A 26287-nucleotide genomic window follows, 5' to 3' on the forward strand; every position below is an offset into this window, starting at 1 on the left:
TTGCCTAAAGATAATTCATCTTCCAGGGTGTACGATGGCGTCTACGCCACAGAAAAGGGAATTCGATGGGCCGCGACGATCACCGGAATCACCCGAGCCGCGCCTGGGTGCGCATGCCGTCGGAACGGCGGCTGGATTTGCTCGACCCCACACCGTTCGACTGGGACGACTCCGACCTGGCGCTGGGGCTGGCGCGCACTTACCGCTGGGGCGGCCATTCGGCATGGCCGCGTCCGCTATCGGTGGCGCAGCACTCGCTCACCGTCATGCATCTGCGCGCGGCCGCGTGCAAGGCGGTCGGCGTGGAACTGGCGCCGCTAGCCGCGCTGCGCGAACTGTTGCACGACGCCGAGGAAGGCCTGCTGGGCTTCGACTGCGTATCGCCGCTCAAACCGTTTCTCGGGGAAGGTTTCCGCGCGCTGACGGTGCGGCTGGAGGCCGCCGTCTTCCTGCGCTACGGCCTGCCGCACTGGACGGACAAGGAGCACGCCGCCCACAAGCTGGCGGACCGGCTCGCCGCCGCCAGCGAGGCGGTGCACGTGGTCGGCTGGTCGGCCAAGGAGGTGTTGCACACGCTGAAGATCACCGTGCCGCCGCTCAACGACGACCCGCTGCACGCGGTCTACGGCGGCACGGCCTGGGAGCCGTGGGCGCCGCAACTGGCCGCCGAGCGTTTTCTGGATGAACTGGACCGGCTGAAGGCGCTGAGCGCCTGAGCGTGGTCGCAACGGATGGCGTGGCTCATACCTTGACAACGTCCGTCGATGGCGATGGCGATGGCGCTCTCTTGCGCGCGGCATGCACCATCGCCACCGGCACCGCCGCGTGCAGCACGATCAGCCACCAGAGATTGCCGCTAACGGCGTAGCCGATGGTGAAGGCGAAGGAGGCCGCGATGGAACCGAAAAATTGCTTGGGGTCCTTATAGCCATGTCCCGCGCCATAGGACACCGCCGCCAGCGCAATCGCCAGCGGCAGGCCCGTGACCGGCGTCAGGACCAGCAACAGATATCCCCGGAAAAGAAGTTCCCAGGCGGCTGTCATGCCGACCATCGTGACCAGACAGGCCAGGGTTTCGGTTCGCGTGCGCGGTACCGGGAACGGCAGATTCCGCAGTTTGTCATCAAGTTTGACGCGCTCTTCCGGCGTAATCTTGCGTTCATGACGCTTGCCTAGTAGATGCACCACCAGCAGCAGACAGCCGACCGCCGCCAGTCCCCGCAGCCCGCCCGGCGACAGCGGAGGACCAAGTCCCAGCTCGGCGGCGCTGTGGCCGCCGAGCCACGCGACCGGCATGAACACGCAGAGAAGCAAGAGAACGTAGCGTCCCTCGCGCCAATAGCTCCGCAGTGGGGCCAAGGACGGCTTCGACGACGCCGGATGACGGCTGCGCCAGAGACTGCTGAGCGGGAAGTACACCAGCAGGTAGAGCGTGAACAAGATGTCGGCGATCGGGTACGGTGAGGAGAAGGACGTCATGCCACGACAGCCGATGCACGCGGGTAAATCATATCAATCCGATAAATGGCGAAAGAGGCAGTGTAGCGCAATGCTCCGCGCCAAAATTCACGGATTGTCACCAATACCACCGGCAATGAACAATTCATCCCTACGGCAATTTCAGAATTTCCTGATGCCAAACCACCTCCCAGCGCTGTAAATTCCTTGTTTGCAACATTGGAAATACGTCCACGTTGTCAACGTGTACTACTTTATGCAACATCCTTACAGGGAGTTTAGTTGATGAGATCCAGCAAAGTTTTGATCGCCTTGGCGGTCGCGGGAACGACCAACGCCTGGGCGGCCGACGCCGCCGTCGCCACGCAATGGGGCACGGTGGCCGAACCGGCCTACCCGACCGCCATTTGCGGCGCGCCGCTAGCGGCGACCTTGAAGCCGGTAAACGGCTCGGCCGACACGCTCGACAGCGATCCGTCCCGCTCGCAACCGGACACGGCGCGCATCCAGGCCGCCATCGACGCCTGCCCGATCGGCCAGGCCGTCAAGCTGGTCAAGGGCGCCGCCGGCGAAAGCGGTTTCATCAGCGGCCCGCTGAAACTCAAGTCCCAGGTGACCTTGTGGGTCGACACCGGCGTGACCTTGTTCGCCTCGCGCAATCCCAAGGACTACGACACCGGCACCGGCAACTGCGGCACGGCCGGCTCGTCCAGCGCCAAGCTGTGCAAGCCGCTGATCGTTGCCGACAAGACGGCCAAGAGCGGCATCGTCGGCGGCGGCATCATCGACGGCCGTGGCGGCAGCCTGCTCACCGGCGGCGCCAACGCCAACGCCCGCAGCTGGTGGGACGTGGCCTACCAAAAACGCTCGCAAAACCTGACCCCGCAAACTTTCCGCATCCTGCAAATCCAGAACGGCACCGATTTCACCCTGCACGGCATCACGCTGCAGAACTCGCCCAACTTCCACGTCTGGGGCTACGGCGTGACCGGACTGACGGCCTGGGGCATCAAGCTGCTGACGCCGAGCCTGGCCTACACCCGCGACGGCTACCAGTGCCCGGCCGGCACCACGCCCGACGTCGTCACGCCGGCCACGTGCTTCACCCCGGACACCGCGCTCAACACCGACGGCTTCGACACCGGCTACTCCAGCAAGGTGCTGCTGGCGCATTCCTACATCAGCGTGGGCGACGACCATGTCGCCATCAAATCGAGTTCCGGCGCCGGCGCGCACCAGCACACCTACGCCCACAACCACTTCTACTACGGCCACGCGCTGTCGATCGGCAGCGAGACCAACGCCGGCGTGAGCGACATCGCCGTCACCGACCTGTCGATCGACGGCTACGACAGCGGCACCAGCGGCGGCCTGCGCATCAAGTCGGATTCTTCGGTCGGCGGCAACGTGTCCAACGTCAGCTACAGCGGCGTCTGCTCGCGCAACATCAGCCATCCGCTGACCTTCGACTCGTTCTACAGCGGCTCCAAGGGCACCAAGTACCCGAACTTCACCGGCGTGACGGTGCGCGACTTCCACCACCTGGGCAGCACCAAGTACAAGGGCGGCACGCTGACCTTCGCCGGCTACGCGCTCAACGGACAAAACAATCCGCTGACGATCACCCTGGACAACGTGGTGTTCGACGGCACCCAGCCGACCTACACCGCCGGCCACAACGGACAGTCGCTCAATCCGTATGCGACGCACTTCACCTTGGGCGCCGGACCGGTCAGCTTCGCCTCGTCGATCGTGGCCGCCTCCGCCAGCGGCGTGACGATCACCGGCAACGGCTCGGGCAGCGGCACGCCAAGAAGTTGCGGCGCGGCGTTCGTGCCGCTCAAATCGGTGTTGCCGAGCTCGCCGATTTGACGAGGGCGATCGGCCGCCGCGACCCGAAACTTGCCGGGCGCGCGGCGGCCATCGATGAATAGCCGGCCTGTTGCCTCCGTTGCCGGCAGGCCGGCCCGGCTCAAGTGCCCAGGCCGCCGGCCACGTCGTGCACGCCGCCGGTCATGTAGCCACCGTGCGGCCCGGCCAGGAAGCAGACCAGCGCCGAGACCTCTTCCAAGGTGGCGATGCGGCGGATCGGGTGCAGGCTCATCAGCGCCTCGGGGACGCCGTCGCCCAGCACTCCGGCGGACATGTCGGTCGGCATCACGCCCGGCTGGACCACGTTGACCGTGATATCGCGGCCGCCCAGATCGCGCGCCACGCCCCGGGCGTAGCCGGCGATCGCCGCCTTGGTGCCCGAATAGTCGGCGGCGCCGGCGAACGGCACGCGGGTGCCGAGCAGCGAGCCGATGAAGATGATCCGGCCGCCGTTCGACAGCACCGGCGCCGCCGCGCGCGTGGTCGCCACCACGCCCATGACGTTGACCTGCCACTGGCGATCGAGGTTGACCGTGTCGAGTTCGGGATCGTCCACCGTCTTGCCCTGCACCGCGATCGCCGCGTTGTTGACCAGGATGTCGAGCTTGCCGAACTGTGCCAACACCTTGTCGACCAACGGCTTGGCGGCGGCCATGTCGGCTTGGTCGCTCTGGATCGCGATGGCGCGCACGCCCTTGGCCTTCAGCTTCTCGACCACGGCTTCCGCCTTGCCGGCCGAGGACACATAGCTGATCGCGACATCGGCGCCCTGGTCGGCGAGCGCCTCCGCCGTGGCGGCGCCCAGTCCGCGCGAGCCACCTGTAACAAGAGCTACCTTACCCGTCAAAGTTTTCAGCATAAAAATCCCTATTGGTTGTTGAACATTATCAGTAACGATCGTTACGATAACGACTAGTATATAATTTCGTGATGCACTGTCAAGCAATTTCATAACAGTCGTTATTTTAAATGTGAGGTGATCTGATGGGACGCCATCGCGAATACGATGAGGACAAGGTGCTCGATGCGACGCTGTGCGTTTTCTGGCGCAAGGGTTACGAGGGCACATCCTATGCCGACCTGACCGAGGCCGCCGGCGTGGAGCGCCCTGCCCTGTATTCCGCGTTCGGCAACAAGGAAGCGCTGTTTCGCCGCGTGCTTGAGCGCTACCAGCAACGGTTCATGAACCACATCCCGGAAGCGCTGGCAATGCCGACCGCGCGCGAGGTGGCCAGGCACATCTTGTTCAGTTCAGTCGAACTGAACACGCGCTCTCCCGAGCAGGCGGGATGTCTCGGCATTAACGGGTCGGTGGCGGGATCGGACGATTCGGAGCCCGTGCGGCAGGCGTTGATCGACTTCCGCGCGGCGGGCGAAATACAGTTGCGGGAACGTTTTGTACGGGCGAAGGCCGAGGGCGACCTGCCGCCGACCGCCAACCCGGAGGCGCTGGCGGCCTTCCTGATGGCCGTGATGCACGGCATGGCGGTGCAGGCGAAAGCCGGCTTCAGCCGCGAGATGCTGGAAGCCGTGGCCGAACAAGCGTTGTCGGCCGTGCCTGGCGGCGGCGCCGCGCCTGCCTGAAATTCCAGCGGGCGGGTCGCGCCAGGCGCGCCGATTTATTGCACGTCGAGCAGTTCGACGTCGAAGATCAGGTTGGCGTTGGGCGGAATCGGGCCCGCGCCGCTGTCGCCGTAACCCATCACCGCCGGAATGATCAACGTGCGCTTGCCGCCGACCTTCATGCCCTGCACGCCCTCGTCCCAACCCTTGATGACCTGACCGCCGCCGAGCTGGAAGCTGAACGGCGAGCGGCCGCTCGACGAGTCGAACTGGGCGCCGTGCTGTTGCGGGGAATTCGGCTCGTACAGCCAGCCGGTGTAATGGACCACGGCGGTGGCGCCGGCCACCGCGTCCTTGCCGGTGCCGGCCACGGTATCGATCTTTTGCAAGGTCACGGGGGCGACGTTGGCGGCGTTTGGCACGGCCTCGGTGGTGGCGGGCTGCGGCGGCTTGGTCTTGTCACAGGCGGCCAGCGCCAAGGTGAGCGTCAATCCGATGGCGCAGGTGGAAAACAGCTTGTTCATGTGAATCTTTCGTGTTGGTTGTCGTAGCGGGATGGCGCAGCATACATGGCGCGCGGGCGGATGCCAACACCCAAACCCGCGCGCGGCTACGGATGGCGGCGACAGCCTACACCGCCGACTTAGCTCGGTGGTTGGGCCTCGGCCGCCTCCTGCGCCATTTGTCGATCGCCGACTTCGCGTCTGATCGTTCCCGGCGCGTCAAGCTCGCGCCGCGCCAGCGCCTTCAGCTCATCCGAATCGAGCCCGGCCACCAGCGCCGCACCCAGCACATCGGCCTTGCCGTTATCTCCCGTGCCCCGTAAAACCGCCATGCCGATTCGCACATCACGAACGAGATTGCTCAACTCGGCGGCCAGTCTAGGCGCCTGACGTGGCGGTGGATACAACGGGAGCGCGCGCGCTGTGTCGTTCACCATATCAAGCCACTTCAACGGCTCATCGCGATATCGATCGGCCAATTCGAAGTGTCCTTCCGCCACCAAGGCTGGAAGTGCCGCCCAGGCATATCGCCGCGCCAACTCGGCATGACCGCTATCGAGCTGCGAGAATACTTCGCACGTTGACGCGTCGTCCTTCAAAATGTGGTTGATTTCGACGATCAGCGAAAAGCGTCGGATGCGGCGATACTCTTCGACGGCCGGCTCGCCATCGAGACCAAAGTGGATATCTCCGGCAAGTAGACGCTCTGCTTGCGTAGCACGTATGCTTCGCAAAAAACCGCGCGCCGGCTCGTATTGTTCGGCCAGCAGTTGCAATTGAAACATCGTCTTGAAAATATCCGGCTGGGTCGGCGCCACGGCAAGCTCGGCATTTTTAAACAATTGTTCAAGCACGGACAGCGCCTCGTGCGACGCGCCTTCCTGCATCAGTTTTATCACGCGGCTATGATCGATATCGGACACGGCATTTCCAGTGATGAATGAGAAATTTTTAAACAAGGCAATGAAGGGTCGCCCGACTTCTTAGCAGGAGCTTGTATTTTTCGCCTCGGTGTTAACTAGAGGATTGACCGTTTTTATCGTACGACTCGCCTTCATCGCCTTGGACTTTAGCAAATAGCACTTGAGCGACCGCCCACATCTTCTTTAAAATTTCGGCATCCGGATTTTTCTTGATCGTGATTCTGCCGGCGACATCTTAGCTCGCGGAACCGATCCCGGCGGCGGAAACCGACGCCGGGAACCTACAGTCTTACACGCCCACCATCGACACAGCCTTGGTGTTCAGATACGACTCCAGCGCCTCCGGACCACCCTCCGAGCCGTAGCCCGAATCCTTGACGCCGCCAAACGGCAACTCGGCGCTCGGCGTGGCCGGCTGGTTAATCCACAACATGCCGACTTCGACGTTGTGCATCAGCTGGTGCGCGTTCTTGATCGAGCGCGTGAACGCGTAACCGGCCAGCCCGAACGGCAGACGGTTCGATTCGGCGATCGCCTCCTCCAGCGTGTCGAAGCCGCGCACCGCCGCGATCGGACCGAACGGTTCGTCGTTGAACACCATGGCGTTGAGCGGCACGTCGGCCAGAATCGTCGGCGCGAAGAAGTTGCCGGCGGTGCCGACGCGCTGGCCGCCGGTGGCCACCTCGGCCCCCTTGCTGCGCGCGTCCTCCACCACCTGGCTCATCGCGGCCACGCGGCGCGCGTTGGCCAATGGACCGAGCGTGGTGCCGTCATCCATGCCGTCGCCCAGCTTCAGGCTCTCGGCGTGCGCCACCAGCGCGCGGGTGAACTCGGCCTTGATGCTGTTGTGAACCAGGAAACGCGTCGGCGCGATGCAAATCTGGCCGGCATTGCGGAACTTGGCGCCGCCGCTGGCCGCGACGGCCAACGCGACATCGGCATCCTCGGCCACGATGACCGGCGCGTGGCCGCCCAGCTCCATCGTCGCCCGCTTCATGTGCGCGCCGGCCAGCGCGGCCAGCTGTTTGCCGACCGGCGTCGAGCCGGTGAAGGTGACTTTGCGGATGACCGGATGCGGAATCAGGTAGCCGGAAATTTCGGCCGGGTCGCCGAACACCAGACCGACGGTTCCAGGCGGCACGCCGGCGTCGACGAAGCATTGCATCAGGGCGGCGGGCGACGCCGGCGTCTCTTCCGGCGCCTTGCACAGGAACGAGCAGCCGGTGGTCAGCGCGGCCGCCAGCTTGCGCACGATCTGGTTGATCGGGAAGTTCCACGGCGTGAAGGCGGCCACCGGGCCGACCGGCTCCTTCAATACCAGTTGCTGCGCGGCGGGGTTGCGCGACGGTACGATGCGGCCGTACACGCGCATGCCTTCGGCGGCGAACCAGTCGATGATGTCGGCGCCTGCCAGCGCCTCGGCGCGCGCTTGCGCCAGCGGCTTGCCCTGCTCCTGCGTCAGCAGGCGGGCGATGTCGTCGGCGCGTTCGCGCAGCAGGCTGGCGGCGCGGCGCATGGTGGCGGTGCGCTCGAAGGCCGAGATCTTGCGCCAGGCGTCGAAGCCGCGCTGCGCCGCCGCCAGCGCGTGATCGAGGTCGGCGATGCTGGCGTGGGCGACGGTGCCGATGGCCTGGCCCGTGGCCGGATTCAACACCGGAATGGTCTTGCCGCCGGAGGCTTCGCGCCATTCGTTGTCGATCAGAAGGCGGACGTCGGGATAGCTTGCGTTGGTCATTGAAAATCTCCAATCAGGTGGTGAAATAAGTGCGGCGGTCGCCCGCTCCATCCTCTACTTTGCCAGAAATACGACAACTCGGTATCCCGACGCCTGTCATTCCGATTCCGGTGGACCGTGCGGGTATCCTTGGCGCAAAATGGAGCCATCGCGTGAAAGGACCTTCCCACCATGAACTCGAATGTTGCGACATTGAAATTATCTGCCGTTCCGGCCCTCAGCCGCGCCGAGGAATCCCTCGCGAGCCTGCGCGAATGGCAGCGCGCCGGGACCCTGCTCTCTTTCGTCTATGCGCGCTCCCTGGGCGGCCTGCTGCAAACGGGACACGGGCGCATCGTCGCGCTGAGCGACACGGGCCTCACGCTGGACGCCGGCGGCTCGTCGCTGTTCGTGGTGCTGCTCGACGCCCGCTACGACGACAGCCCGCAGATTTTCTTCACGGCGACCTTGAGCGGCCACTTCCAGGTACCGGGCGTGAACATCACGCTGGGCAACCAAGACTGGCTGTTCTTCTCGGCCGACCAGGTTCCGAAAGGCGCCATGCTGTCGCGCGACAACGTGCCCAAGCTCAGATAGCCGCTCCGGTTCAGATCGGATCGAACATCTTGCGGTCGACATAGCACCAGCCCCACGTCTCGCCCGGCTCCTTCGAGCGGATGATGGGGTGCCTCGTCTCCGCGAAATGTTTGCTCGCGTGCTTGTTTTTCGAATCGTCGCAGCAACCCGTCTTGCCGCAGATCATGCATACCCGCAGGTGTACCCAGCTGTCGCCGGTTTTCAGGCATTCCTCGCAGCCGGCCGTGTTGGCGCCGCGTGTGTGGATCAGGGTCAGGTGTGCACAGCTGTTGCTCATGGTGTCCTCCTTAAGATGGGCCATCTTACCGCGTGGCGGCGCTCCCGCCTGCTGGTCTTTTGGCGGGCACCATACCAAGGTATAACTATCGGCGCCGCGCAATGTTGCGCAAAATGAGCTCATCAACAACACAGAGGAGCTCGACATGAACACTTCCGCATCCATCGTCATCGCCGACGTTCATCCGCTGATCCGCGCCGGCATGGCGTCGCTGATCGAATCGGAGGACAACTTCAAACTGTTGGGCCAGGCCAGCAGCGGCAGCCAGGCCGTTGAAATGTGCGAGCGCTTGCAGCCCGACCTGCTGCTGATCGACCTGAACATGCCGGACTGCGACGGCATCGAAGCCATCGGCCGCATCAGCGCGCGCCGCCCGGACGCCAAGATCATCATCCTCAGCGGCCACGAGCGCGAAGAGGACGCCGACCGCGGCATGCGCGCCGGCGCCAGCGCCTACATGCTCAAAAGCGCCCCGCTCGACGACTTGATGGCCTGCATCCACACCGTGCTGTCCGGTAAAAAATACATGATGCCGGAACTGGCGCTCAAGCTGGCCAGCCGCATCCACGGCAACCAGCTGACGCCGCGCGAGCGCGACATCCTCGGCCACCTCGCCACCGGCATGAGCAACAAGGTCATCGCGCGCGCGGCCGGCATCGGTGTCGGCACCGTCAAATTCCACGTCAAAAGCATCATGTCCAAGCTGAACGTCTGCACCCGCACCGAGGCCGCCATGGTCGCCGCGCGTCGCGGACTCGTGCATTTGGCGTGATCGGATAGACTGACTACTCAACCACTAGGAGGCACCATGATAGATCGTCACGCGGCAACTTATATTCCGGTCAGCACGGAGCGGACCAAGGCCGTCGTCAAGGAATTGCGGCCCGGCATGCGCGAAAAAATCGACGTGGCCAGCCTGGCCGATCCGCACAAACGCGCCGAAGTCGACGCCTGGATCGTCGCCGACGAGGACGGGCCGGTGCACTTCATGTACGAGGACGGCCCCGGCGGCCACGAGGTGCAGTTCGGCTTCGCCGACGAGGTGCGCGAAACCATCGCCGAGGCGGAAACCGACCTGTAAGCCGGGCGCGAAGACGCGCCCAAACCCGTGATAAAATAATCAATTTTTCAGGGAAGAAAATGGCTGGTCGGATCGAAGTACGATTGGCGCACACCGCCGAGCGCCTGGTGGTACGCCACATGATGGAGCTCTATCAGCACGACTTTTCGGAGTTCGACGGCACCGACCTCGACGAGCACGGCCAATACGGCTACTACGACCTCGACTGCTTCTGGATCAATCCGAATTTCTCCGCGTTCGTCATCAAGGTCGACGAAAAATGGGCGGGATTCGTTCTGGTAAACGACGAGGTTATAGATCCCGACAACTCGGCGACGATCGTCGAGTTTTTCGTGCTGCGAAAATACCGTCGCCACGGTGTGGGACGACACGCCGCGCAAGCGATCCTGGGCGCCCATCCCGGCCGCTGGGAAATCAAGGTCATAAAAGAAAATCCGGCGGCGTTCATCTTCTGGGAAAAAGTCATCAAGTCGACCTGGCCCGGCCAAGAGCACGCGGTCATGGCGGATGACGAGCAATGGCGCGGCCCGGTTTTCACCGTGACAACCCGAATCGAAAGCCTGGGGGCGCAATGAACTCCGTCGCAACATACCAAATGATAGGCCATCACATCTACAGGTACCAGCGCGTCAAGCTACACCTCGAGCTCCTGCTGACGGCGATCAACCCCAGGACGGAGCAAGAAATCCTGCAAGCCGACGCAGACATTTTGATCCCCCGAATAACCGCGGAGCTGAGCGACCGGGGAACGGAAACCAAGCGGCAATTCCTGGATATCGGCGCCGAGATATACGCGCTTAAAAATGCGCGTGACCGCAACATGCTGCCGGGGCACGTCCCCGACGAACACCAGACCCGCGATTTTCTAGCCCGATGCGAGGACGTGCTCGCGAAGCTTGCCGCACTTAAAACAATTCTCGCCCAGCACCAATAGCAGTTTTTTTCAACATGCATATTTATGTCCATGACCAAATTGCCGCTCCCAGCCTTCGTCGCCACCGCCCTCCTGTTCGCGGCCGCCGGCAGCCTTGCGGCGCCGCCAGCAGGACAGGATGCCCTCGCCGGCCCCAAGATCAAGGTCGATGTCGGCGGGCGCAAACTGAATATGTATTGTGTCGGCAAGGGGGCGCCGACGGTGCTGTTTGAAGCCGATGCCGGTCGCGCAGGATGGGATTGGTCGGCGGTGTTGCCGGAGGTGGCGCAACGCACCCGCGCCTGCGTCTACGACCGCGCCGGGCTGGGCTCAAGCGATCCGATCATCCGCGCCTCGACGGTGGCCAACGCCAGCAAGGACTTGAACTTTCTGGTCAAGAACGCGCGGCTCGAGGCGCCCTTCGTGGTGGTGGGCGCCGGCTATGGCGCCATGGTGGCGCAACATTTCGCGCTGCGCTCGCGTGGCGCGGCCGTCACCGGACTGGTCCTGGTACAGCCGATGCATGAAGATGCGCTGCCGGCGGACCGCGCCGCCCAGCTCGATACGGCGCTGGCCTGCCTGGGCGCGGCGGAACAGGGCAAGGCCGATGCCTCCTGCGCCTATCCAAGCACCACCATCAACGGCGAAATCGGACCGGCGCTGGCGGCCGCCCAGGCCGCGCAAGCGGCCAAACCCGTCTATTGGCGCGCCCGCGCCTCCGAGTGGGACAGCCTTGAGACCAGCGCCGGCCAGCTGCGTACCGCCCGCAAGCCCTTCGGCGACATCAAGGTGGTCGAAGTGAAGGAAGGCCAACCGGCGGCAATCATCGACGCGGTGATGGGCTTGCTTGACGCGCCGGGCGCGAGCCGCCAGTAACGGCAAACCGAAGCCGGCGCGGCAGCGGGGGCGAAAAGACCCAGATCGAACCCTGCACTAAGACAGGGGCAGCACGGCTTGTGTTCCGCTAGCATCAACGCATCCATCGTTGATACAGGAACACTCCCCCATGAACCGCAAAACACTTCTGGCCGCCACCCTGGCCGTGGCCTGCGCCTTGCTGGCGCCGGCCGGCCACGCCGCCGCGCCACTGGTCGGCACCCAAGCCCCCGGCTACTACCGCATGATGCTGGGCGACTACGAAATCACCGCCCTCTCCGACGGCAGCCACGTCTTCCCCATCGACACCGTGATGACGCACATCGCGCCGGCCGCGATCAAACAGGACCTGGCCGACGCCGACCTGGCGCAGCCGGTGCAAGGCTCGATCAACGCCTTCCTGATCAACACCGGCAAAAAGCTGATCCTGGTCGACGCCGGCGCCGGGGCCCTGTACGGCGATTGCTGCGGCAAGCTGCTGGCCAACCTGCGCGCCGCCGGCTACCGGCCGGAACAGGTCGACGAGCTGCTGATCACCCATCTGCACAAGGACCACGCCGGCGGCATCATGGCGCAGGGCGCGGCGGCGTTCCCCAACGCGGTGCTGCGGTTGTCGCAAGCCGAGGCCGACTATTGGCTGACGCCGGCCAACAAGGCCAAGGCCCCGGACTTCCTGTCGACCTTCTTCGACGCCGCCAAGGCCGCCGTCGCGCCCTACCAGGCCGCCGGCCGCTACCAGCCCTACGGCAAGTTCGGCCAGCTCGAACCCGGCATCGAGGCGCTGCCCGCGCCCGGCCATACCCCCGGGCACGCAATGTATCTGGTGCAAAACAAAAACCAGCAACTGCTGATCTGGGGCGACATCGTCCACGTCTCCGCCATCCAGCTGCCGAATCCGGAGGCGACCGTCAAATACGACAGCAGCGAGGACGATGCGCACAATACACGCGTGCGCCTGTTGCAAATGGCCGCCAGCAAGCACATGATCGTAGGCGCGGCGCATATCGCCTTCCCCGGCCTCGGCCACATCCGCCAGCGCGACGGCAGCTATGACTGGTTGCCCGTGAACTACGACGGCGCGCCTGCATCCAACGCGGTGACACAATGAGCGCAGAAAAGCGCCACCTGAAAGGACAACCATGAGCAAGTCAAACGCATCGCCTGCCCCATCCCCCGCCACCCCGGCGCCGGTCGACACGCCGGCCGCCCACGAGGAAGACGTGCTCGACGAGGCGCTGGAGGAGACCTTCCCCTCCAGCGATCCGATCGCCGTCACCATCACCAAGGAGGAACGCCCACCCAAACGCTGAGCCGCGGACTGGCCTTTTGGCAGGAGCTTAACTTTGGTGCGCTGACTACACTGCTATGGCAGCATCCACCAACCCATCAAGGAGCTTCAAATGTCTAACAGCAAACTCTCAGTCGACAGCGTCATCACCGAAGACGGCACCCGCATCCATTTCAAGGATTGGGGCACCGGCCCGGCCGTGGTCTTCAGCCACGGCTGGCCGCTGCAAGGCGACGCCTGGGAAGACCAGATGATCTTCCTGGCCAGCAACGGCTACCGCGTCATCGCCCATGACCGCCGCGGCCACGGCCTGTCGAGCCAGCCATGGAACGGCAACGACATGGACACCTACGCCGACGACCTGGCCACCCTGATCAACGCGCTGGACCTGAAGGATGCGACGCTGGTGGGCCACTCCACCGGCGGCGGCGAAGTGGCGCGCTACATCGGCCGCCACGGCACCGGCCGCGTCGCCAAGGCGGTGCTGGTGGGCGCCGTGCCGCCGCAGATGGTCAAGTCGGACAACAACCCGAACGGCTTGCCGATGTCGGTGTTCGACGGCATCCGCAGCGCCGTGCTGGCCGACCGCTCGCAGTTCTTCAAGGACTTGACGACGCCCTTCTACGGCTACAACCGCGACGGCGCCAAGCCTTCGCAGGGCGTGCGCGATACCTTCTGGGCACAAGGCATGCACTGTGGCATCAAGAACGCCTATGACTGCATCAAGCAATTCTCGGAAACCGACTTCACCGAAGACCTGAAGAAAATCGACGTGCCGACCCTGTTCGTGCACGGCAGCGACGACCAGATCGTCCCGATCGACGCCGCCGCCAAGGCCGCCGTCAAGCTGGTCAAGAACGGCACGCTGAAGATCTACGAAGGCGCGCCGCACGGCTTGCCGACCACCCACAAGGACAAGCTCAACGCCGACCTGCTGGAATTCCTCAAGTCCTGATAGCACCCGGCTAACCCTAAGGGGTTAGCCACTCCCCTCCCCTATGAACGTTCCGAATCACTCTTTCGGATATGGGACGATCCGGCCATGCGCCGGATAATGAAACCACTGAACGAATACCTCGCAACACTTCGGAATACTCGGGATACCCCGCGAACACGTAGGGCGGATTAGGCGGAACGCCGTAATCCGCCAATACATGAGCTGTCGAAACGCTTGCACTGGCGGATTACGCTGCGCTAATCCGCCCTACGTGATTTAGACGACGTCAGCATTCCGTATATTGCAAACGTGATTTAGACCACCAGAATTCAGACTATTGAAAGCACATCATGAGCAACGAAAAATCCTCCGACATCCTGCAAGACTTCGGCGCGCTGGCCAACGTGCGCATCGGCCTGAGCGCGGAAGTGCGCTCGCAAGGCGTGCGCGCGCTGAACCGCCTGCTGGCCCACACCATGGCCATGCGCGATGCCTACAAGAAGGCACACTGGCAAACCTCTGGCGCCACCTTCCATCAGCTGCACCTGCTGTTCGACAAGCACTACACCGAACAGGTCGCGATCATGGACGCCATCGCCGAGCGCGTGCAGACCCTGGGCGGCGTGACCTTCGCGCTGGCGCAGGACATCGCCGACGAGTCGACCATCTCGCGCACCGCGCCGCGCGGCCGCGAATCGGCCCAGGCCCAACTGAGCCGCCTGCTGGACTCGCACGAAACCATCCTGGTCGAAGCGCGTCCGCTGGCGCGCGCGGCCGCCGAGGCCGGCGACGACGGCACCAACGACCTGATCGTCAGCCAGGTGGTCCGCAGCAACGAGTTGCAAAGCTGGTTCATCGGCGAGCACCTGGCGGCGCAGACGCAGTCCGCCAAGTAGCGATGCCCAAGCCCATGGATAACGCGGCGGTATCGACGCTCGATAACGAGCAACTGTACCGCCGCCTGCAGCAAGAGAAGGCGCGCCGGCTGCAAGCGGAGGAAGCGCTGCAGCATGCCACGGAAGAACTGGCACGGCTGGCCCGCATCACCTCCATGGGCGAGTTCGCAGCATCGATCGCGCACGAGGTCAACCAGCCGCTGGCGGCGATGGTGTTGCACGCGGAAGTCGGCCTCAACGCCTTGGCGCAAGACCCGCCGCAGCCCGAACAGGCGCGCGACGCCCTGAAACTGATCAAGCACGTCGGCGCGACCGCCGGCGACGTCATCCGCAGCATCCGCGGCATGTCGAGCAAGACCAGCCCGGTGCCCGCCTTGTTCGCCGTCGACGACGCGCTGCGCGAAGTGCTGCGCCTGTTGCGCGCGGAGTTGTACAAGCACAGTATCGAAGTCTGCGACGGCCTGGCGCTGGGCGAGCATCAGTTGTATGCGGACCGAGTGCAGCTTCAGCAAGTGATGATGAATCTGGTGCTCAACGCCATCGAGGCGATGAAGGACGTGCACGACCGCCCCCGCAAGCTGGAGCTGCGCTCTGCGCTGGCCGACATTTCCGGCACCCTGCGCATCAGCGTGGAAGACAACGGCGTCGGCGTCTCCGCCAAACTGGCCGAGCGGCTGTTCGATCCGCTGTTCTCCACCAAGCCGGGCGGCACCGGCCTTGGGCTGTCGATCTGCCGCACGATCATCCAAGCGCACGGCGGGCGTATCTGGAGCACCTCGCGCCAGCCGCACGGCGCCGCTTTTCACATCAGCCTGAAGGGAAATCCGACATGGACACCATCTCCATCCTGATCGCCGACGATCATCCGCTCATCCTCGCCGGGCTTAGCGCCCTGATCAATTCGATGCCGGAGTTCCGGCTGGTGGCGCAGGCGGCCAACGGCTTACAAGCGGTGAACTTGTACCGGCAGCACCGGCCGGACGTCGTGATCATGGATTTGAGCATGCCCGAGATGCATGGTGTCGACGCCATCGGGCATATCCGCGCGTTCGATGCGGAGGCGCGGATTGTTATCCTGACGACGTATCAAGGGGATGAGGATGTGTATCGCGGCTTGCGCGCGGGCGCGATGGCTTATCTGTTGAAGGATAGCGGTTCGGAGCAGCTGGCCACGTGCATCAAGGCGGTGGCCGCGGGACAGAAGTTCCTGCCGGCGGAGGTGGCGGGCAAGCTGGCAGAGCGGGCCGAGACGACCAGGTTGTCGCGCAGGGAGCTGGAGATACTGGCGCATCTGGCCACCGGCAAGAGCAACAAGATGATCGCGCGCAGCGCGGCGATCGAGGTGGGGACGGTCAAATTCCACGTCAATAATATTCTGGCCAAGCTGAATGTTGCCAGCCGAACGGAGGCAGCGACCGTGGCGGCACGCCGTGGTCTGTTAAGCGTGTTCTGACCACAGCTTGCGCAGCGCCAGCCATGGAATTCGAGGGGGGGCACCCGCAAAGCCCCCCCGAATCAGATCAATTGCAATGAAGTTAGAAGGTGTACTTCAATTTCACTTGGCCGCTACGGCCAGGGATGGAACGCGCACGGACATAGACATTATTAAACGAGCCCGTGCCGCCGTTGACGGAACTGTCTTCGCCTTCGGTGATGCCCATTTTGTTGAACAGGTTGTTGAAGTCGACCGACACGCTCATGCGTTCAGAAATCCTGTATTCGGCGAACGCGTTGACGGTTTGATAGGAGGGCATCACGAGGATGTTCTCGTTGCGGAAGTAAGACTTCGTGGTTCCTACGATGCTGGCTCCGATCATATAGTTCTCGCCCGAATAAGTCGGCATGATCGAATATACCCAGTCCGCCTGGCGTTGCGGAACCTTGCCCACGTACACGGGATTCAAATCATATTTGAGTATCCTGGCCCGGGTGTAGGTCGCGTTCCCCGAGACGCTGAAACCGCCCCGGCGATAGCTGCCTTCGAATTCCACACCCTTGGCCTCATACTCGGCACTGGACAGGATGCCGGTGCCGCGGTCTTCACTCAGCAGCTCGGACGACCTGGCGCGGAAGAGCGTCACGTAGGCGGCCAGCGGCCCTTTCTTGTATTTGAAACCCGCCTCGCTCATGCGCACTTCGTTGACGATATCGGCATCGTTGGCATCGCCGACCCGTTGTCCATTGGCCGAGGTGGAAAAGATACGGGTCTCGATCAATCGCTCGGAATTGGCGCGCGCGCCTTTGGAGTCGCGCGCGAAAACGGCCATATCGCTGTTAATGATGTAGTTGACCGCTGCCGTGTATGACGTGGAGCCGGCCTCGAAGTTGACCGGGATCGTCTGGCTTGGATCGTTGACCGGAACGCGCGCTTCGGTCGGCTCGATAATGCCGTTTCCGTTCAGATCCCTGGCGATGAAACTCTGGCCGAAATTCCGTTGCCCGGTGGTGCGGGCATTGTCGCGACGAACCCCCAGATCATAGGTGAACTGACCGGTTTTATACGACGTGTCGAGATAAAAAGCCTCGGTCTTTGTCCTGATGTCGTAGTAGCGCCCCGAGCAGCAATTACCCCACTCCAGTGCGGCATAGGACAACAAACCACCGTTGCTAATCTTTGCGCCGTTGCTGTAGACGTCGACGTAAGCGGTGTCCTTGCCTTCGACCGAGGTCAGGTAGGTCGGCCAGCTTTGGTACTGCGCCATGCTTTGTTCGGAGTGGTACCAGCCGCCGTGCACGTCCAGCGTACCGTTGGCGATCTCGAATTTTTTCGAGAGGTCCATATTGTTGACCAGATAGTCCGCGTTGTTGATGTCCTCGTTGAAGGTGTGCGCGACCGCCAGGGAGGTACCGGCATCGAGCGCATTGCCCGCGCGGGGACCGGTCGCATATCTGTAGGTCAGCGCGCCGCTGGTGCCAAAATAGGAATTGAAATTATCCACGCCCCAGCCGCCGACATTGGCCTGGGTTCCGGCCGATGCGGGGAACGGAACACGGAAGGCGCCCGTCGTGCTGGCGACCTTGAAGCGGTTGCCCAGTGTCCAACCACCGCCGACAGCGAACTCCGTTTCCAGACCGACCTGCGCGACCTTGGCATGCTGACCGTCCGATAGATGGCGCTGGACGATATTGCCGTTGGCATCAGTAGTGCTGATTGTGTCGGTGTAGCGGCTTTGGAGGCTGTCACGGAAGGGGTTATAGCCCGGTATGGCCGAGAAGCTTGGATTGGAATTGGTCCCGCTGACAAACATCGGGGTGGGCATATAGCCGATGACATGGTCGTCCAGATACTTGAAGTTCACCCGGACGAAGCCGCCATCGAATTCATGCGTCAAATTGCCTTTGACCTGGCCGCCTTTTTCGGCGTCATAACCGGCCTTGCGCACGCCTTCGCCAACGCGGTAGAAGCCGCCGATATGTCCATACCATCCATTGCCGAAGTTGTGGCCAACTTCCGCGTCGACGCGCGTGTTATCGTAAGTCAGCCCCTTGCTCACGGCCATCGAGCCGCCGCCCTCCTTGCCAGTCTTGGAGATGAAGTTGATGACGCCACCAGGCGAGTTCGATGCCAGGATCGCGGAAGAACCGCCGCGGATCGATTGCACGTGGTCGATATTGCTGTCGGCGCGCATATAAATATCCGCGGTTGCGAACGCGAAGTCGCCGGCCTCGAACACGGGTAAGCCGTCTTCCCACAGTTGCAGATACTTGGCGCCGCCGGAAGTGATCGGCAAGCCGCGAATGGAGATGTTGGCGTTGCCGTCGCCGCCCGAACTTTCCGAGTGCAAGCCGGGGATGAATTTGATGATTTCCGCTACAGAGCGCGAAGTGGCGAGTATGGGACTGTCGCTCCCTATGTCCGAGGTCGAGACCGAGGCAGCCATCTTGGTCTTTTTACCGGAGTTGCCGGTGACGATAATTTTTTCTATATCGCGGCTGGGAGCCACTGTGGGTGGTGCCGCCTGGGCGCTGCCGGCCGGCGTCTCAGCGGACGCCTGTCCCGCCGGGTCCGGTTGCGCTTCACCTTGTGCGGCTTGCTGCGCATATCCATATCCTGTGTGCAACAACGCTCCTATCAGGACAACCAATGGCTTTTTTGCCAACCTTACATTCCATACCTTTATCGCGCGCTCCATCATTATTTCCTTCGAAATTGTCTCGGTTTTTAATCTCGGTGATTACGACGTCCAAATGCTTCCAGTCAGGATCAGGATCAGGATGCACTTGGCTGCGAAACCACTACGGAGTTGCTTTTTGTAGCCTGCAACTGATCGAATGTTAGCATCGTGAAAATTTCGATGCAATCGTTTGCATTGCCAATTTTTTCATGTCTCATAATGGCAACGATTGGATTTTTGCTTGGCTTTACGGTAAGGGAGACGAAATACTGCGGAGGGAAAGAGGTGGCGGGGTGCCCTGATTGATATTTTTATGGAATCGATTGCATTTCAGCGGATTTCATTACACAATCGTCTCAATTACGTGTTCCGACGACACTGGATCGTCCAAGGATTGCTGGGGTGGGAGTTCATGTATCCGGGCGGGCCGGCGGGCGGGTCAGGCGGGAACTATTTGGTCGGACGTGGCGGCGGATGACGGCTCGCTCCCGGATCCACCGGCAGGAGGAGGCTCCTTCGAGGCCGGTGAGATCCGTGGTCAACGCTTCGTTTATTTGGCCGGGATTGGCGCCAGCGTCTTGTGGTCGCTGGTGGTGCGCGGCGCCGCTTTATGGACCATCGTGTAGGCGTAATCGACGCCCATGCCGTACGCGCCCGAATGCTCGCGCACCACGGCCATCACCGCATCGTAGGTCTCGCGGTGCGCCCAATCGCGCTGCCACTCCAGCATCACTTGCTGCCAGGTCACCGGCACCACGCCGGCCTGGATCATGCGCTGCATCGCGAAGTCATGCGCTTCCTTCGTCGTGCCACCCGACGCATCGGCCACCATGTAGATCTCGTAGCCGCCTTCGAGCATCGCGCACAGCGCGAAGCTGTTGTTGCACACCTCGGTCCACAACCCCGAAACGATCACCTTCTTCTTGCCGTTGGCGGCCAGCGCGTCGCGCACTTTCTGGTCGTCCCACGAGTTCATCGACGTGCGTTCCAAGATGTCCTTGCCCGGGAAGACATCCAGCAGCTCCGGATACGTATGACCCGAGAACGATTCGGTTTCAACGGTGGTGAGGATGGTCGGAATGTTGAAGATCTTGGCCGCCTTGGCCAGCGCGACGGTATTGTTCTTCAGTACCTGGCGGTCCATCGACTGCACGCCGAAAGCCATCTGCGGCTGCTGGTCGATGAAGATCAGCTGGCAGTTGGTCGGGGTCAGGACTTCGAGTTTCGGATTCATCATGATGGCTTCCATAGTGTGTAAAGAGAACGATCATGTTAGGCGCCGGGCGGGGCCAGCACCACTATCTAAATGTAGGCTCCGGCGACGAGGCAAGTCTGCTAAGCTGGCCGCTGAACATCAACATATCGGACCTGACATGACCACACCGGACGACGCCGCGCAACGCGCGCAGCTGACCGCGCTGGCGCGCGGATTGCGCGACCTGCACAAGCAATTGCTGCACATTGAAACCCAGTACTTCGGCGCGGTCGGCAGCCCGCTCGAGCTGTTGCAGCTGGTGACCAACCATCCGCATTTCGCCTGGCTGCAAAAGCTGTCCGGCCTGATGGCGCAGATGGACGAGCGGCTCGACGAACCCGAACCCATCGCCGTCGCCGACGCGCTGGTGTTCCGCCGCGCGGTGGAGGCGCTGATCGGGCCGTCCGAGGAAGGCGACATGGCATTCCGCGCCAAGTACAACGCCTTGCTGCACGACGCGCCGGAAGTGGTGATGGCGCACGGCGCCGTGCGCAAGCTGCTGGCCGCGATCGGCCCGGCGCCGGCCGCTTAGCCTCCCTGCGCCCATAGCGCGCGGCAGCGCCTGGTCAGCCGCGCCGCTTCAAACGCCGCACGAGCCGCTTCCACCGCGACTGGCCGACATAGGCCAGCGCGGCGGGAATCGTCAGCCTCACGCGCGTGCCGATCAGTGGACTGTCGATCACCAGCGTGGCGCCAATGCGCGCGGCACGCTCCGCCATGCCCGGCAAGCCCCAATGGCCGGCGCGCCTGCCGTCGGCCAGAATCTCGGCGGGAATGCCCTTGCCGTCGTCGGCCACCTGCAGGACAAACTGGTCGGCACCGTAACTCAGGGTCGCCTGGATCGACTTCGCGCCGGCATGGCGGAAGGCGTTCATCAATGCCTCGCGGCCGATACTGTAGGCTTCGCAGCTGGCATCTTCCGTCAACGTCAACGCCTCGCCCTGCCGGCGCAGGCTGAACACGCCATGGTGACTCTCCTGCAGCACCTCGCCGACGATCGTCAGCCCGCGATCGAGGTCGCCGTCGCTCATCGCGCTCGAGCGCAGGTCCTGCACCTCGTCGCGTCCCTCTTCGATCACGCGATCGGCCAGCAGCAGCATGCGCTCCAGCCGCGCGCGGGTGCTCGAATCACCCGGCAAGGCGCTCATCGCGTTCTGGAAGCCCAGCACCAGCCCCTGCACGCTTTGCAGGAAGGTGTCGTGCAGGGTCCGCGCGATGCGCTCGCGTTCGGCCATGCGCTCGGCGATGCGCAACGTCGCTTGCCGCAGCCACAGCCGATACAACAGATACAGCAAGCCGGCCGCCGCCAGCGCGCACAGGCCGTAGAACAGCGGCGTTTGTCTAAACGTCGGCAGAATGGTCAACGCGACCGACGTGTCGCGCAGGTTCCACTGCCCCAGCTCGTTGACCGCGGCGAGGCGGAAGCGGTACTCGCCGGGGCCGACGTTGGTGTACGACACGGCGCGGCGGTTGCCGGGTTCCTGCCAGTCGGCATCGACGCCCTCGAGCTGATACCGGAAGCGCACCATCTCCGGCATGCTGTAGCTGAGGGCGGTGAACTCGATGCGGAACGAGGTCGTGCCCGGGTCCAGTCGCACGGCCTTCGAAAAGTCCAGGTAGCGCTTGTCCTTGGCCACCAGGGTCTCGACCAGCACCTCCGGCGCATGCGGAGGCGGATAGGATTTAGTGGTGTCCAGCCGGGCCATGCCGGTGGCGCCGACAAACCACAGCTGGCCGTCGACGTCGCCCAGCGCGGAGGGACGGCGGGTGCTGGTGTCGGCAAAACCGGGATAGCCGTCCAGCACGCCATACAGGATGTATTTCAGCGGCACTCCCGGCGCGGCCGTTGCGGCCTTCCAGTCCGCCGCCTTGATGTGGACCACGCCCTTGCTGCCGTTGAGCCAGCGGTCGCCGTTGGCGCCCACCACGGTGCCGGAGACGCCCGTCAGCACGTCGGGATCGGCGGCCGCCAGGCGATGGAAAGCGCCGTCGCGCAACACCGCCAGGCCGCCGAGGCCGCCCGCCACGACCTCGTCGCCGGCGACGTGCAGATGGGTCGCCGGGCCGATGTCGTGGTCCGGCGACGCCCGGTAGCGCGTGACGCGGCCATTATCGAAATACACGATATCTCCATCGTCATAGCCCAGCCACAGCGTTCCCTTGCGGGCGCCGGCCTCGCCCACGAATGTACCCGGCGGCAAACCCAGCGCGACTTGATTGCTCCATTTACCGTCCACCAGCCTGAACGAACCACGCCGCGCGATCGACACCCACAAGCCGACGCCGTCATCGAACACGCGCGTCACGTCCACCGGATCGGCCGTGTCGACCGGGTCGGGCGGATAGGCGATACGCTCGGAACGGTCCGGGTAGCGTCGTTCGATCGCATCCGGCCGGGCCAGCAGCAAGGCGCCGTCGCGGGCATTGCCGATGGCGCCGACGTTGCCCGGCGGGAATTGCTCCTCGATGGGGTGGGCGCCGTCGGCCCGCAGGCGCCACACCATTCCGGATGGCAGGCTCAGCGCCAGCACGTGACCGGAGAAGTCCCGCGCCAATTTGAAGGCGCGTCCGCCGCCGGCCAGCTTGACCGGCGCCAGGCGGTTGTGGCGGAACCTTTCCACGCCCGCCTGGGTGCCGATCCAGATACTGCCGTCGCGGTCCTCGAACAGGATGTTGCCGGTCAGGCTGCTGAGTTGCCAGGGCTGGTCCAGCCGATGGCCAGGCCGGGCGTTGGGCGTCATCTGGCGGCTGGGCATGGCGCCCACGCCATCGGTCCGGCAAACGCCGACCGGACAGGCCAGCGACCAGAAGTTGCCGTCCCGGTCGAACAGCCCGTTTTCCTGGCCCTGCGATTGCGCCAGCCAGGCCGGACGTGGTTTCAGCGGCCCCCGGTGCCGGGACGGCACCGGAATCAGCCTGTCGTGCAGGTCCTGCCACAACCGTCCATCGGGCGACTCGATCAGGTTGACCGTATGCACATCCTGGCGCTGCACTTGCCGGAAGCCTTTGGCGCCGGCGGGCATCACATACAGCGAATGGCCGACGGCGACCCAGACTTGCCCGTACTGGTCGGCGACCACGTTCGACACCTCGCCCACAGGCAAACCCAGCTCCGGTCCGACATTGTGCCAGGCGCCGCCACGCAGCTGCAGCAGCGCGCTGGTGGTGGCGACCCACAGCTCGCCGCGCTCATCGGTCGTTGCGCTCGTCACAGGCCCTATCGGCGCCTTGCCCACCATGCCCGGGTAATGGGTGATATGGCCGCGATGCAAGCGGCTGAGCCCACCGAACAGATAGCCGACCAGCAGATCGCCGTCGCGCAGCGCCGTCAGCGCGGTCACCGGACGCTTGGGCGCGGTCTCGCCGTTCAATGCCTCGAAGCGCCGGAAGCGCATGCCGTCGAAACGGTAAAAGCCGTCGACGCTGCCAACCCACAACCAGCCATCGGCGGTCTGCGCCATCGACGACACCTGGGCCGGGGCGCCATCCTTGCCGGTCCAGATATCGTGATGCAGCTCGTCCAGGGGAACTTTGCCATCGAGCGCCATCGCGTTTGCAGACACGAGCACAAGTAACACCATTAGCCGACGTAGCGACAGCAACATAAAAGTCATACAGCGAGAGAAAATTAACAACCCGCCATCATAGGCGATTTTCCCGGCAGCCACATGGGACAACATCGACGGCAATTGCTATCGGAATCATAGATACAATAAAATATACCAATGGACCATGACCCGGTATTCTGACAACTCCTCCCCAGTCAAACGAGTATGATCATGAAAAAGTCCACGCCAGCCAACCCGGTCCGCCCTGTTCCGCTCAGCGGCATTTTGCTGGTGCTTGCTTACGTCGTGGGCATGCTGGGCTTTGAAATGGCGGGGTGGGCCTTGTTCACGGTGGGCGCGCTGGCCTGGATGATGGCGGACGGCAGGACGGTGGTCCGGATGCTGACCAGGCGTACGCCCCAGCATGCCCGGCGCCTGATCGCCTACAGCACGCCACCGGCGATCGCGCTGCTGGCGTATATGACGCTGGCCGGCGGCGATGCCGACGTGGTCGTCGGCGGCGCCCTGGCGCTACATGCCGTTCTGGTCTGGGCGGTGTTGATGGGTGCGGCGTACGCTGTTTCTCAAGAAACAGCGGTAAGCCAGCGGATTTAAAGCGGATTTCGCAGATATCCACACCAACTGTGGATAAGGTTGTGAATAACCCCCACTTGACAGCCGATAACGCCTTTAACGGCGGGGGTTTTAATAAAATGCCCAATCCGAAGGCAGATTTTTTAACCAATAAAATCAATCACTTACAACATCAAATTTTTTGCCGGCCAAGCTTTTTGAGGCTGCTTGAAAAATATTTTTCTGTGCATAAGTAGGGGCGGAGACAACTATGTCACGTCGTACTGGGGAATCCTTTGACAAAAGTACGTGTGAGGAATAGTGTGGCTCTGGAGGTACGTATGGCCTTCTTAGACTCGCCTCGGGATCGATGCATGAACCAGAATGATGATGACACTGATTGGATGATAGAAGACGAGGTTGCACCCATCGGCGCGCCGCAGGCGGGAGCGTCGTCGGCGCCACCGCCATGGCGGGTGCTGATCGTGGACGACGACGTCGATGTCCACGTGGTCACCAAGTTCTCGCTCAGTAATGTGTGTTTCCTGGGACGGCGGCTGAGCTTCCTGCACGCCTACAGCGGCGAGGAAGCCCTGAATACCCTGCGCAACACGCCCGATATCGCGCTGGTGCTGCTGGACGTCATCATGGAAACCAGCGACGCCGGCCTCAACGTCGCCCGCCAGATCCGCGACGCGCTGCACAACCAGCTGGTGCGCATCGTGCTGCGTACCGGCCAGCCGGGACAGGCGCTGGAACACAGCATCATCCTCGACTATGACATCAACGATTTCTGGTGTAAGACCGACCTGACCACGCGCAAACTGTTCACAACGGTGATCTCTTCGCTGCGCGCCTACAACGGATTGGAAGAAGCGCACCGGCAGACGGTGGCGCTGCAGACGGAGCTGGACCATGCGCACCGGCTGCTGGCCGCCGTGGACCAGCACGCCATTATCATGACCCTGAACCGGCGCGGCAAAATCGCCACGGTCAACGACAAGTTCAGCAGCGTGTTGCAATTCACGCGAGACGAGCTGATCGGCGCCGATCTGCGCCTGCTGCATCCACCACCCTACCCGCAAGACCAGTTGGCCGACGCCTTGCGCGCCGTCAAAGAGGGAGAAAGCTGGACCGACGTCGTCACCGCCTGGCGGCGCGACGGCCAGGAGGTGCGTCTACGTGTGACGGTCAGCGCGCTCGAAGAGCCGGCCACGCCATACATTGTTGTGGCCAGCGTTTTGCAACCGCTCAAAAAGTCGTTCTAAGTTACGGATTGTTAAGCACTTTTTTGGATATCCACAGCCTCTGTGGATATCTATGTGGACAACACCCCATTGACAATGCGGGAAGCCTGTAACGACGCGGGTTTCTACAAACTGCCCATCCAAAAGGCAAAATTAAAGCCCTTGTAAATCAACGACTTACGGTTACATCGATTGTTACACGAAATTCTCTAAAAAAAATTCTTGTCAACATGATGTGTGCATAACTAAACACAAACTTGGTATATCCCCGGTCAGTGATGCTCTTTGCGACGTTGCTCAGGATGCAGCAACACCCGTTCGATCACTTGCGGGGCGACGTTGTGGGACTTCATATATTCGATCGCGCAAATGGTGTTGAAACTCGCTTGCACGATAATGCCACGTTCGACGACGGCGCTGCTTTGCTCGTCGTGCCGCTGCTGGTTGAAATCTGCTTTCGGAACGGATTCCAGGCGGGGGGATAGGAGTGCGTTCATCATGATCCTTTGCAAGAGGGTGAGGGATATTTGATCCCGATCAAAGCGACGTGCAACGAGAGTATGAGCGACAGCGACCCGAAGTCAATGTCAGGTTCCTATCATTCCGAAATTAAAATATTGCCCGTACTGAACGCAATAGACACAAGGCAAT

General features: G+C 62.8%; 28 protein-coding genes. 18 read left to right on the forward strand and 10 right to left on the reverse strand.

The window, feature by feature from the left end; translation table 11 throughout:
• The first annotated feature begins 65 nt into the window (after positions 1-65).
• Positions 66-716 (forward strand): phosphohydrolase, encoded by a 651-nt coding sequence (locus AC07P1_RS19290; RefSeq protein WP_494697329.1) that lies wholly within the window; start codon positions 66-68, stop codon positions 714-716.
• 25 nt (positions 717-741) lie between these two features.
• On the opposite strand, the gene AC07P1_RS19295 is transcribed toward AC07P1_RS19290, so the two are convergent.
• Positions 742-1479: a CPBP family intramembrane glutamic endopeptidase gene (locus AC07P1_RS19295; RefSeq protein WP_494697330.1), complete on the reverse strand. Its 738-nt coding sequence runs from the start codon at positions 1477-1479 to the stop codon at positions 742-744.
• Positions 1480-1743: 264 nt separating this feature from the next.
• Between AC07P1_RS19295 and AC07P1_RS19300 the strand changes: the two genes are divergently transcribed.
• Complete coding sequence (locus AC07P1_RS19300) at positions 1744-3330, forward strand: glycoside hydrolase family 28 protein (protein ID WP_494697331.1); 1587 nt, start codon at positions 1744-1746, stop codon at positions 3328-3330.
• A 100-nt stretch (positions 3331-3430) separates the two neighbouring features.
• Here AC07P1_RS19300 and AC07P1_RS19305 read toward each other — a convergent pair whose 3' ends face one another.
• Positions 3431-4189: an SDR family NAD(P)-dependent oxidoreductase gene (locus tag AC07P1_RS19305; RefSeq protein ID WP_494697332.1), complete on the reverse strand. Its 759-nt coding sequence runs from the start codon at positions 4187-4189 to the stop codon at positions 3431-3433.
• Between the two features lie 125 nt (positions 4190-4314).
• On the opposite strand from AC07P1_RS19305, the gene AC07P1_RS19310 reads away from it, so the two are divergent.
• Positions 4315-4914 (forward strand): TetR/AcrR family transcriptional regulator, encoded by a 600-nt coding sequence (locus tag AC07P1_RS19310; protein WP_494697333.1) that lies wholly within the window; start codon positions 4315-4317, stop codon positions 4912-4914.
• A 35-nt stretch (positions 4915-4949) separates the two neighbouring features.
• On the opposite strand, the gene AC07P1_RS19315 is transcribed toward AC07P1_RS19310, so the two are convergent.
• The 3 genes from AC07P1_RS19315 to AC07P1_RS19325 all read right to left on the reverse strand — a co-directional run bounded on the left by AC07P1_RS19315 (position 4950) and on the right by AC07P1_RS19325 (position 8054).
• Positions 4950-5417, reverse strand: coding sequence for an FKBP-type peptidyl-prolyl cis-trans isomerase (locus AC07P1_RS19315; protein ID WP_494697334.1), 468 nt, complete (start codon positions 5415-5417; stop codon positions 4950-4952).
• A 119-nt stretch (positions 5418-5536) separates the two neighbouring features.
• A complete protein-coding gene (locus AC07P1_RS19320) occupies positions 5537-6319 on the reverse strand; it encodes a hypothetical protein (protein ID WP_494697335.1) in 783 nt (260 codons plus the stop codon).
• 289 nt (positions 6320-6608) lie between these two features.
• Positions 6609-8054, reverse strand: coding sequence for an NAD-dependent succinate-semialdehyde dehydrogenase (locus AC07P1_RS19325; protein ID WP_494697336.1), 1446 nt, complete (start codon positions 8052-8054; stop codon positions 6609-6611).
• A gap of 171 nt (positions 8055-8225) precedes the next feature.
• Between AC07P1_RS19325 and AC07P1_RS19330 the strand changes: the two genes are divergently transcribed.
• Positions 8226-8630, forward strand: coding sequence for a hypothetical protein (locus AC07P1_RS19330; protein WP_494697337.1), 405 nt, complete (start codon positions 8226-8228; stop codon positions 8628-8630).
• A gap of 10 nt (positions 8631-8640) precedes the next feature.
• Here the strand turns inward: AC07P1_RS19330 and AC07P1_RS19335 are convergent, their stop codons facing one another.
• On the reverse strand, positions 8641-8907 hold the full coding sequence (locus AC07P1_RS19335; RefSeq protein WP_494697338.1) for a UBP-type zinc finger domain-containing protein: 267 nt from the start codon (positions 8905-8907) through the stop codon (positions 8641-8643).
• A gap of 145 nt (positions 8908-9052) precedes the next feature.
• On the opposite strand from AC07P1_RS19335, the gene AC07P1_RS19340 reads away from it, so the two are divergent.
• The 11 genes from AC07P1_RS19340 (at position 9053) to AC07P1_RS19390 (ending at position 16351) form a co-directional block, all read left to right on the forward strand.
• The gene (locus AC07P1_RS19340; protein WP_315217501.1) at positions 9053-9679 is read left to right on the forward strand and encodes a response regulator; all 627 of its coding nucleotides are present in this window, start codon (positions 9053-9055) and stop codon (positions 9677-9679) included.
• A gap of 36 nt (positions 9680-9715) precedes the next feature.
• Complete coding sequence (locus AC07P1_RS19345) at positions 9716-9988, forward strand: hypothetical protein (RefSeq protein ID WP_494697339.1); 273 nt, start codon at positions 9716-9718, stop codon at positions 9986-9988.
• Positions 9989-10071: 83 nt separating this feature from the next.
• Positions 10072-10563 carry a GNAT family N-acetyltransferase gene (locus tag AC07P1_RS19350; protein ID WP_494697340.1) on the forward strand — a complete coding sequence of 164 codons (492 nt, stop codon included), beginning with the start codon at positions 10072-10074 and terminating at the stop codon, positions 10561-10563.
• The gene (locus AC07P1_RS19355) at positions 10560-10922 is read left to right on the forward strand and encodes a hypothetical protein (RefSeq protein WP_494697341.1); all 363 of its coding nucleotides are present in this window, start codon (positions 10560-10562) and stop codon (positions 10920-10922) included. Before AC07P1_RS19350 ends, AC07P1_RS19355 begins: the two co-directional genes overlap by 4 nt.
• Positions 10923-10946: 24 nt before the next feature.
• The gene (locus AC07P1_RS19360) at positions 10947-11777 is read left to right on the forward strand and encodes an alpha/beta fold hydrolase (RefSeq protein ID WP_494697342.1); all 831 of its coding nucleotides are present in this window, start codon (positions 10947-10949) and stop codon (positions 11775-11777) included.
• Positions 11778-11907: 130 nt separating this feature from the next.
• Positions 11908-12885 (forward strand): MBL fold metallo-hydrolase, encoded by a 978-nt coding sequence (locus tag AC07P1_RS19365; protein ID WP_494697343.1) that lies wholly within the window; start codon positions 11908-11910, stop codon positions 12883-12885.
• A gap of 31 nt (positions 12886-12916) precedes the next feature.
• Positions 12917-13087, forward strand: a complete 171-nt coding sequence (locus AC07P1_RS19370; RefSeq protein WP_494697344.1) for a hypothetical protein — start codon at positions 12917-12919, stop codon at positions 13085-13087.
• A 90-nt stretch (positions 13088-13177) separates the two neighbouring features.
• Positions 13178-14020 (forward strand): alpha/beta fold hydrolase, encoded by an 843-nt coding sequence (locus tag AC07P1_RS19375; protein WP_494697345.1) that lies wholly within the window; start codon positions 13178-13180, stop codon positions 14018-14020.
• Positions 14021-14352: 332 nt separating this feature from the next.
• Positions 14353-14898, forward strand: coding sequence for a Dps family protein (locus AC07P1_RS19380; protein WP_363503156.1), 546 nt, complete (start codon positions 14353-14355; stop codon positions 14896-14898).
• A gap of 2 nt (positions 14899-14900) precedes the next feature.
• Positions 14901-15749: a sensor histidine kinase gene (locus tag AC07P1_RS19385; protein ID WP_494697346.1), complete on the forward strand. Its 849-nt coding sequence runs from the start codon at positions 14901-14903 to the stop codon at positions 15747-15749.
• Entirely contained in the window at positions 15728-16351 is a 624-nt protein-coding gene (locus AC07P1_RS19390; protein ID WP_494697347.1) for a response regulator, read from the forward strand. Before AC07P1_RS19385 ends, AC07P1_RS19390 begins: the two co-directional genes overlap by 22 nt.
• A gap of 82 nt (positions 16352-16433) precedes the next feature.
• Here the strand turns inward: AC07P1_RS19390 and AC07P1_RS19395 are convergent, their stop codons facing one another.
• Positions 16434-19031, reverse strand: coding sequence for a TonB-dependent receptor (locus AC07P1_RS19395; protein ID WP_494697348.1), 2598 nt, complete (start codon positions 19029-19031; stop codon positions 16434-16436).
• A 532-nt stretch (positions 19032-19563) separates the two neighbouring features.
• Positions 19564-20250, reverse strand: a complete 687-nt coding sequence (locus tag AC07P1_RS19400) for an isochorismatase family protein (RefSeq protein ID WP_315217472.1) — start codon at positions 20248-20250, stop codon at positions 19564-19566.
• Between the two features lie 136 nt (positions 20251-20386).
• On the opposite strand from AC07P1_RS19400, the gene AC07P1_RS19405 reads away from it, so the two are divergent.
• Positions 20387-20800 (forward strand): hypothetical protein, encoded by a 414-nt coding sequence (locus tag AC07P1_RS19405; RefSeq protein WP_494697349.1) that lies wholly within the window; start codon positions 20387-20389, stop codon positions 20798-20800.
• 34 nt (positions 20801-20834) lie between these two features.
• On the opposite strand, the gene AC07P1_RS19410 is transcribed toward AC07P1_RS19405, so the two are convergent.
• Positions 20835-23837 carry a sensor histidine kinase gene (locus tag AC07P1_RS19410; protein ID WP_494697350.1) on the reverse strand — a complete coding sequence of 1001 codons (3003 nt, stop codon included), beginning with the start codon at positions 23835-23837 and terminating at the stop codon, positions 20835-20837.
• Between the two features lie 210 nt (positions 23838-24047).
• Here AC07P1_RS19410 and AC07P1_RS19415 point away from each other — a divergent pair, with 210 nt between their 5' ends.
• Both AC07P1_RS19415 and AC07P1_RS19420 read left to right on the forward strand, forming a co-directional pair.
• A complete protein-coding gene (locus tag AC07P1_RS19415; RefSeq protein WP_494697351.1) occupies positions 24048-24431 on the forward strand; it encodes a hypothetical protein in 384 nt (127 codons plus the stop codon).
• A gap of 332 nt (positions 24432-24763) precedes the next feature.
• On the forward strand, positions 24764-25657 hold the full coding sequence (locus AC07P1_RS19420; RefSeq protein ID WP_494697352.1) for a PAS domain-containing protein: 894 nt from the start codon (positions 24764-24766) through the stop codon (positions 25655-25657).
• Positions 25658-25908: 251 nt separating this feature from the next.
• Here the strand turns inward: AC07P1_RS19420 and AC07P1_RS19425 are convergent, their stop codons facing one another.
• The gene (locus AC07P1_RS19425) at positions 25909-26136 is read right to left on the reverse strand and encodes a hypothetical protein (protein WP_494697353.1); all 228 of its coding nucleotides are present in this window, start codon (positions 26134-26136) and stop codon (positions 25909-25911) included.
• Between the last annotated feature and the right edge of the window lie 151 nt (positions 26137-26287).

The organism is Duganella sp. GW821-FHT07F09, from assembly GCF_059418705.1.

Bases quoted from the DNA above. Each gene is read 5' to 3' on its own strand.
- AC07P1_RS19355 (WP_494697341.1), top strand. From the start codon at position 10,560: ATGAACTCCGTCGCAACATACCAAATGATAGGCCATCACATCTACAGG.
- AC07P1_RS19305 (WP_494697332.1), bottom strand. From the start codon at position 4,189: ATGCTGAAAACTTTGACGGGTAAGGTAGCTCTTGTTACAGGTGGCTCG.
- AC07P1_RS19310 (WP_494697333.1), top strand. From the start codon at position 4,315: ATGGGACGCCATCGCGAATACGATGAGGACAAGGTGCTCGATGCGACG.
- AC07P1_RS19375 (WP_494697345.1), top strand. From the start codon at position 13,178: ATGTCTAACAGCAAACTCTCAGTCGACAGCGTCATCACCGAAGACGGC.
- AC07P1_RS19335 (WP_494697338.1), bottom strand. From the start codon at position 8,907: ATGAGCAACAGCTGTGCACACCTGACCCTGATCCACACACGCGGCGCC.
- AC07P1_RS19290 (WP_494697329.1), top strand. From the start codon at position 66: ATGGGCCGCGACGATCACCGGAATCACCCGAGCCGCGCCTGGGTGCGC.
- AC07P1_RS19360 (WP_494697342.1), top strand. From the start codon at position 10,947: ATGTCCATGACCAAATTGCCGCTCCCAGCCTTCGTCGCCACCGCCCTC.
- AC07P1_RS19370 (WP_494697344.1), top strand. From the start codon at position 12,917: ATGAGCAAGTCAAACGCATCGCCTGCCCCATCCCCCGCCACCCCGGCG.
- AC07P1_RS19380 (WP_363503156.1), top strand. From the start codon at position 14,353: ATGAGCAACGAAAAATCCTCCGACATCCTGCAAGACTTCGGCGCGCTG.
- AC07P1_RS19330 (WP_494697337.1), top strand. From the start codon at position 8,226: ATGAACTCGAATGTTGCGACATTGAAATTATCTGCCGTTCCGGCCCTC.
- AC07P1_RS19325 (WP_494697336.1), bottom strand. From the start codon at position 8,054: ATGACCAACGCAAGCTATCCCGACGTCCGCCTTCTGATCGACAACGAA.
- AC07P1_RS19405 (WP_494697349.1), top strand. From the start codon at position 20,387: ATGACCACACCGGACGACGCCGCGCAACGCGCGCAGCTGACCGCGCTG.
- AC07P1_RS19400 (WP_315217472.1), bottom strand. From the start codon at position 20,250: ATGATGAATCCGAAACTCGAAGTCCTGACCCCGACCAACTGCCAGCTG.
- AC07P1_RS19385 (WP_494697346.1), top strand. From the start codon at position 14,901: ATGCCCAAGCCCATGGATAACGCGGCGGTATCGACGCTCGATAACGAG.
- AC07P1_RS19420 (WP_494697352.1), top strand. From the start codon at position 24,764: ATGAACCAGAATGATGATGACACTGATTGGATGATAGAAGACGAGGTT.
- AC07P1_RS19365 (WP_494697343.1), top strand. From the start codon at position 11,908: ATGAACCGCAAAACACTTCTGGCCGCCACCCTGGCCGTGGCCTGCGCC.
- AC07P1_RS19425 (WP_494697353.1), bottom strand. From the start codon at position 26,136: ATGATGAACGCACTCCTATCCCCCCGCCTGGAATCCGTTCCGAAAGCA.
- AC07P1_RS19315 (WP_494697334.1), bottom strand. From the start codon at position 5,417: ATGAACAAGCTGTTTTCCACCTGCGCCATCGGATTGACGCTCACCTTG.
- AC07P1_RS19345 (WP_494697339.1), top strand. From the start codon at position 9,716: ATGATAGATCGTCACGCGGCAACTTATATTCCGGTCAGCACGGAGCGG.
- AC07P1_RS19295 (WP_494697330.1), bottom strand. From the start codon at position 1,479: ATGACGTCCTTCTCCTCACCGTACCCGATCGCCGACATCTTGTTCACG.
- AC07P1_RS19395 (WP_494697348.1), bottom strand. From the start codon at position 19,031: ATGGAGCGCGCGATAAAGGTATGGAATGTAAGGTTGGCAAAAAAGCCA.
- AC07P1_RS19300 (WP_494697331.1), top strand. From the start codon at position 1,744: ATGAGATCCAGCAAAGTTTTGATCGCCTTGGCGGTCGCGGGAACGACC.
- AC07P1_RS19390 (WP_494697347.1), top strand. From the start codon at position 15,728: ATGGACACCATCTCCATCCTGATCGCCGACGATCATCCGCTCATCCTC.
- AC07P1_RS19340 (WP_315217501.1), top strand. From the start codon at position 9,053: ATGAACACTTCCGCATCCATCGTCATCGCCGACGTTCATCCGCTGATC.
- AC07P1_RS19415 (WP_494697351.1), top strand. From the start codon at position 24,048: ATGAAAAAGTCCACGCCAGCCAACCCGGTCCGCCCTGTTCCGCTCAGC.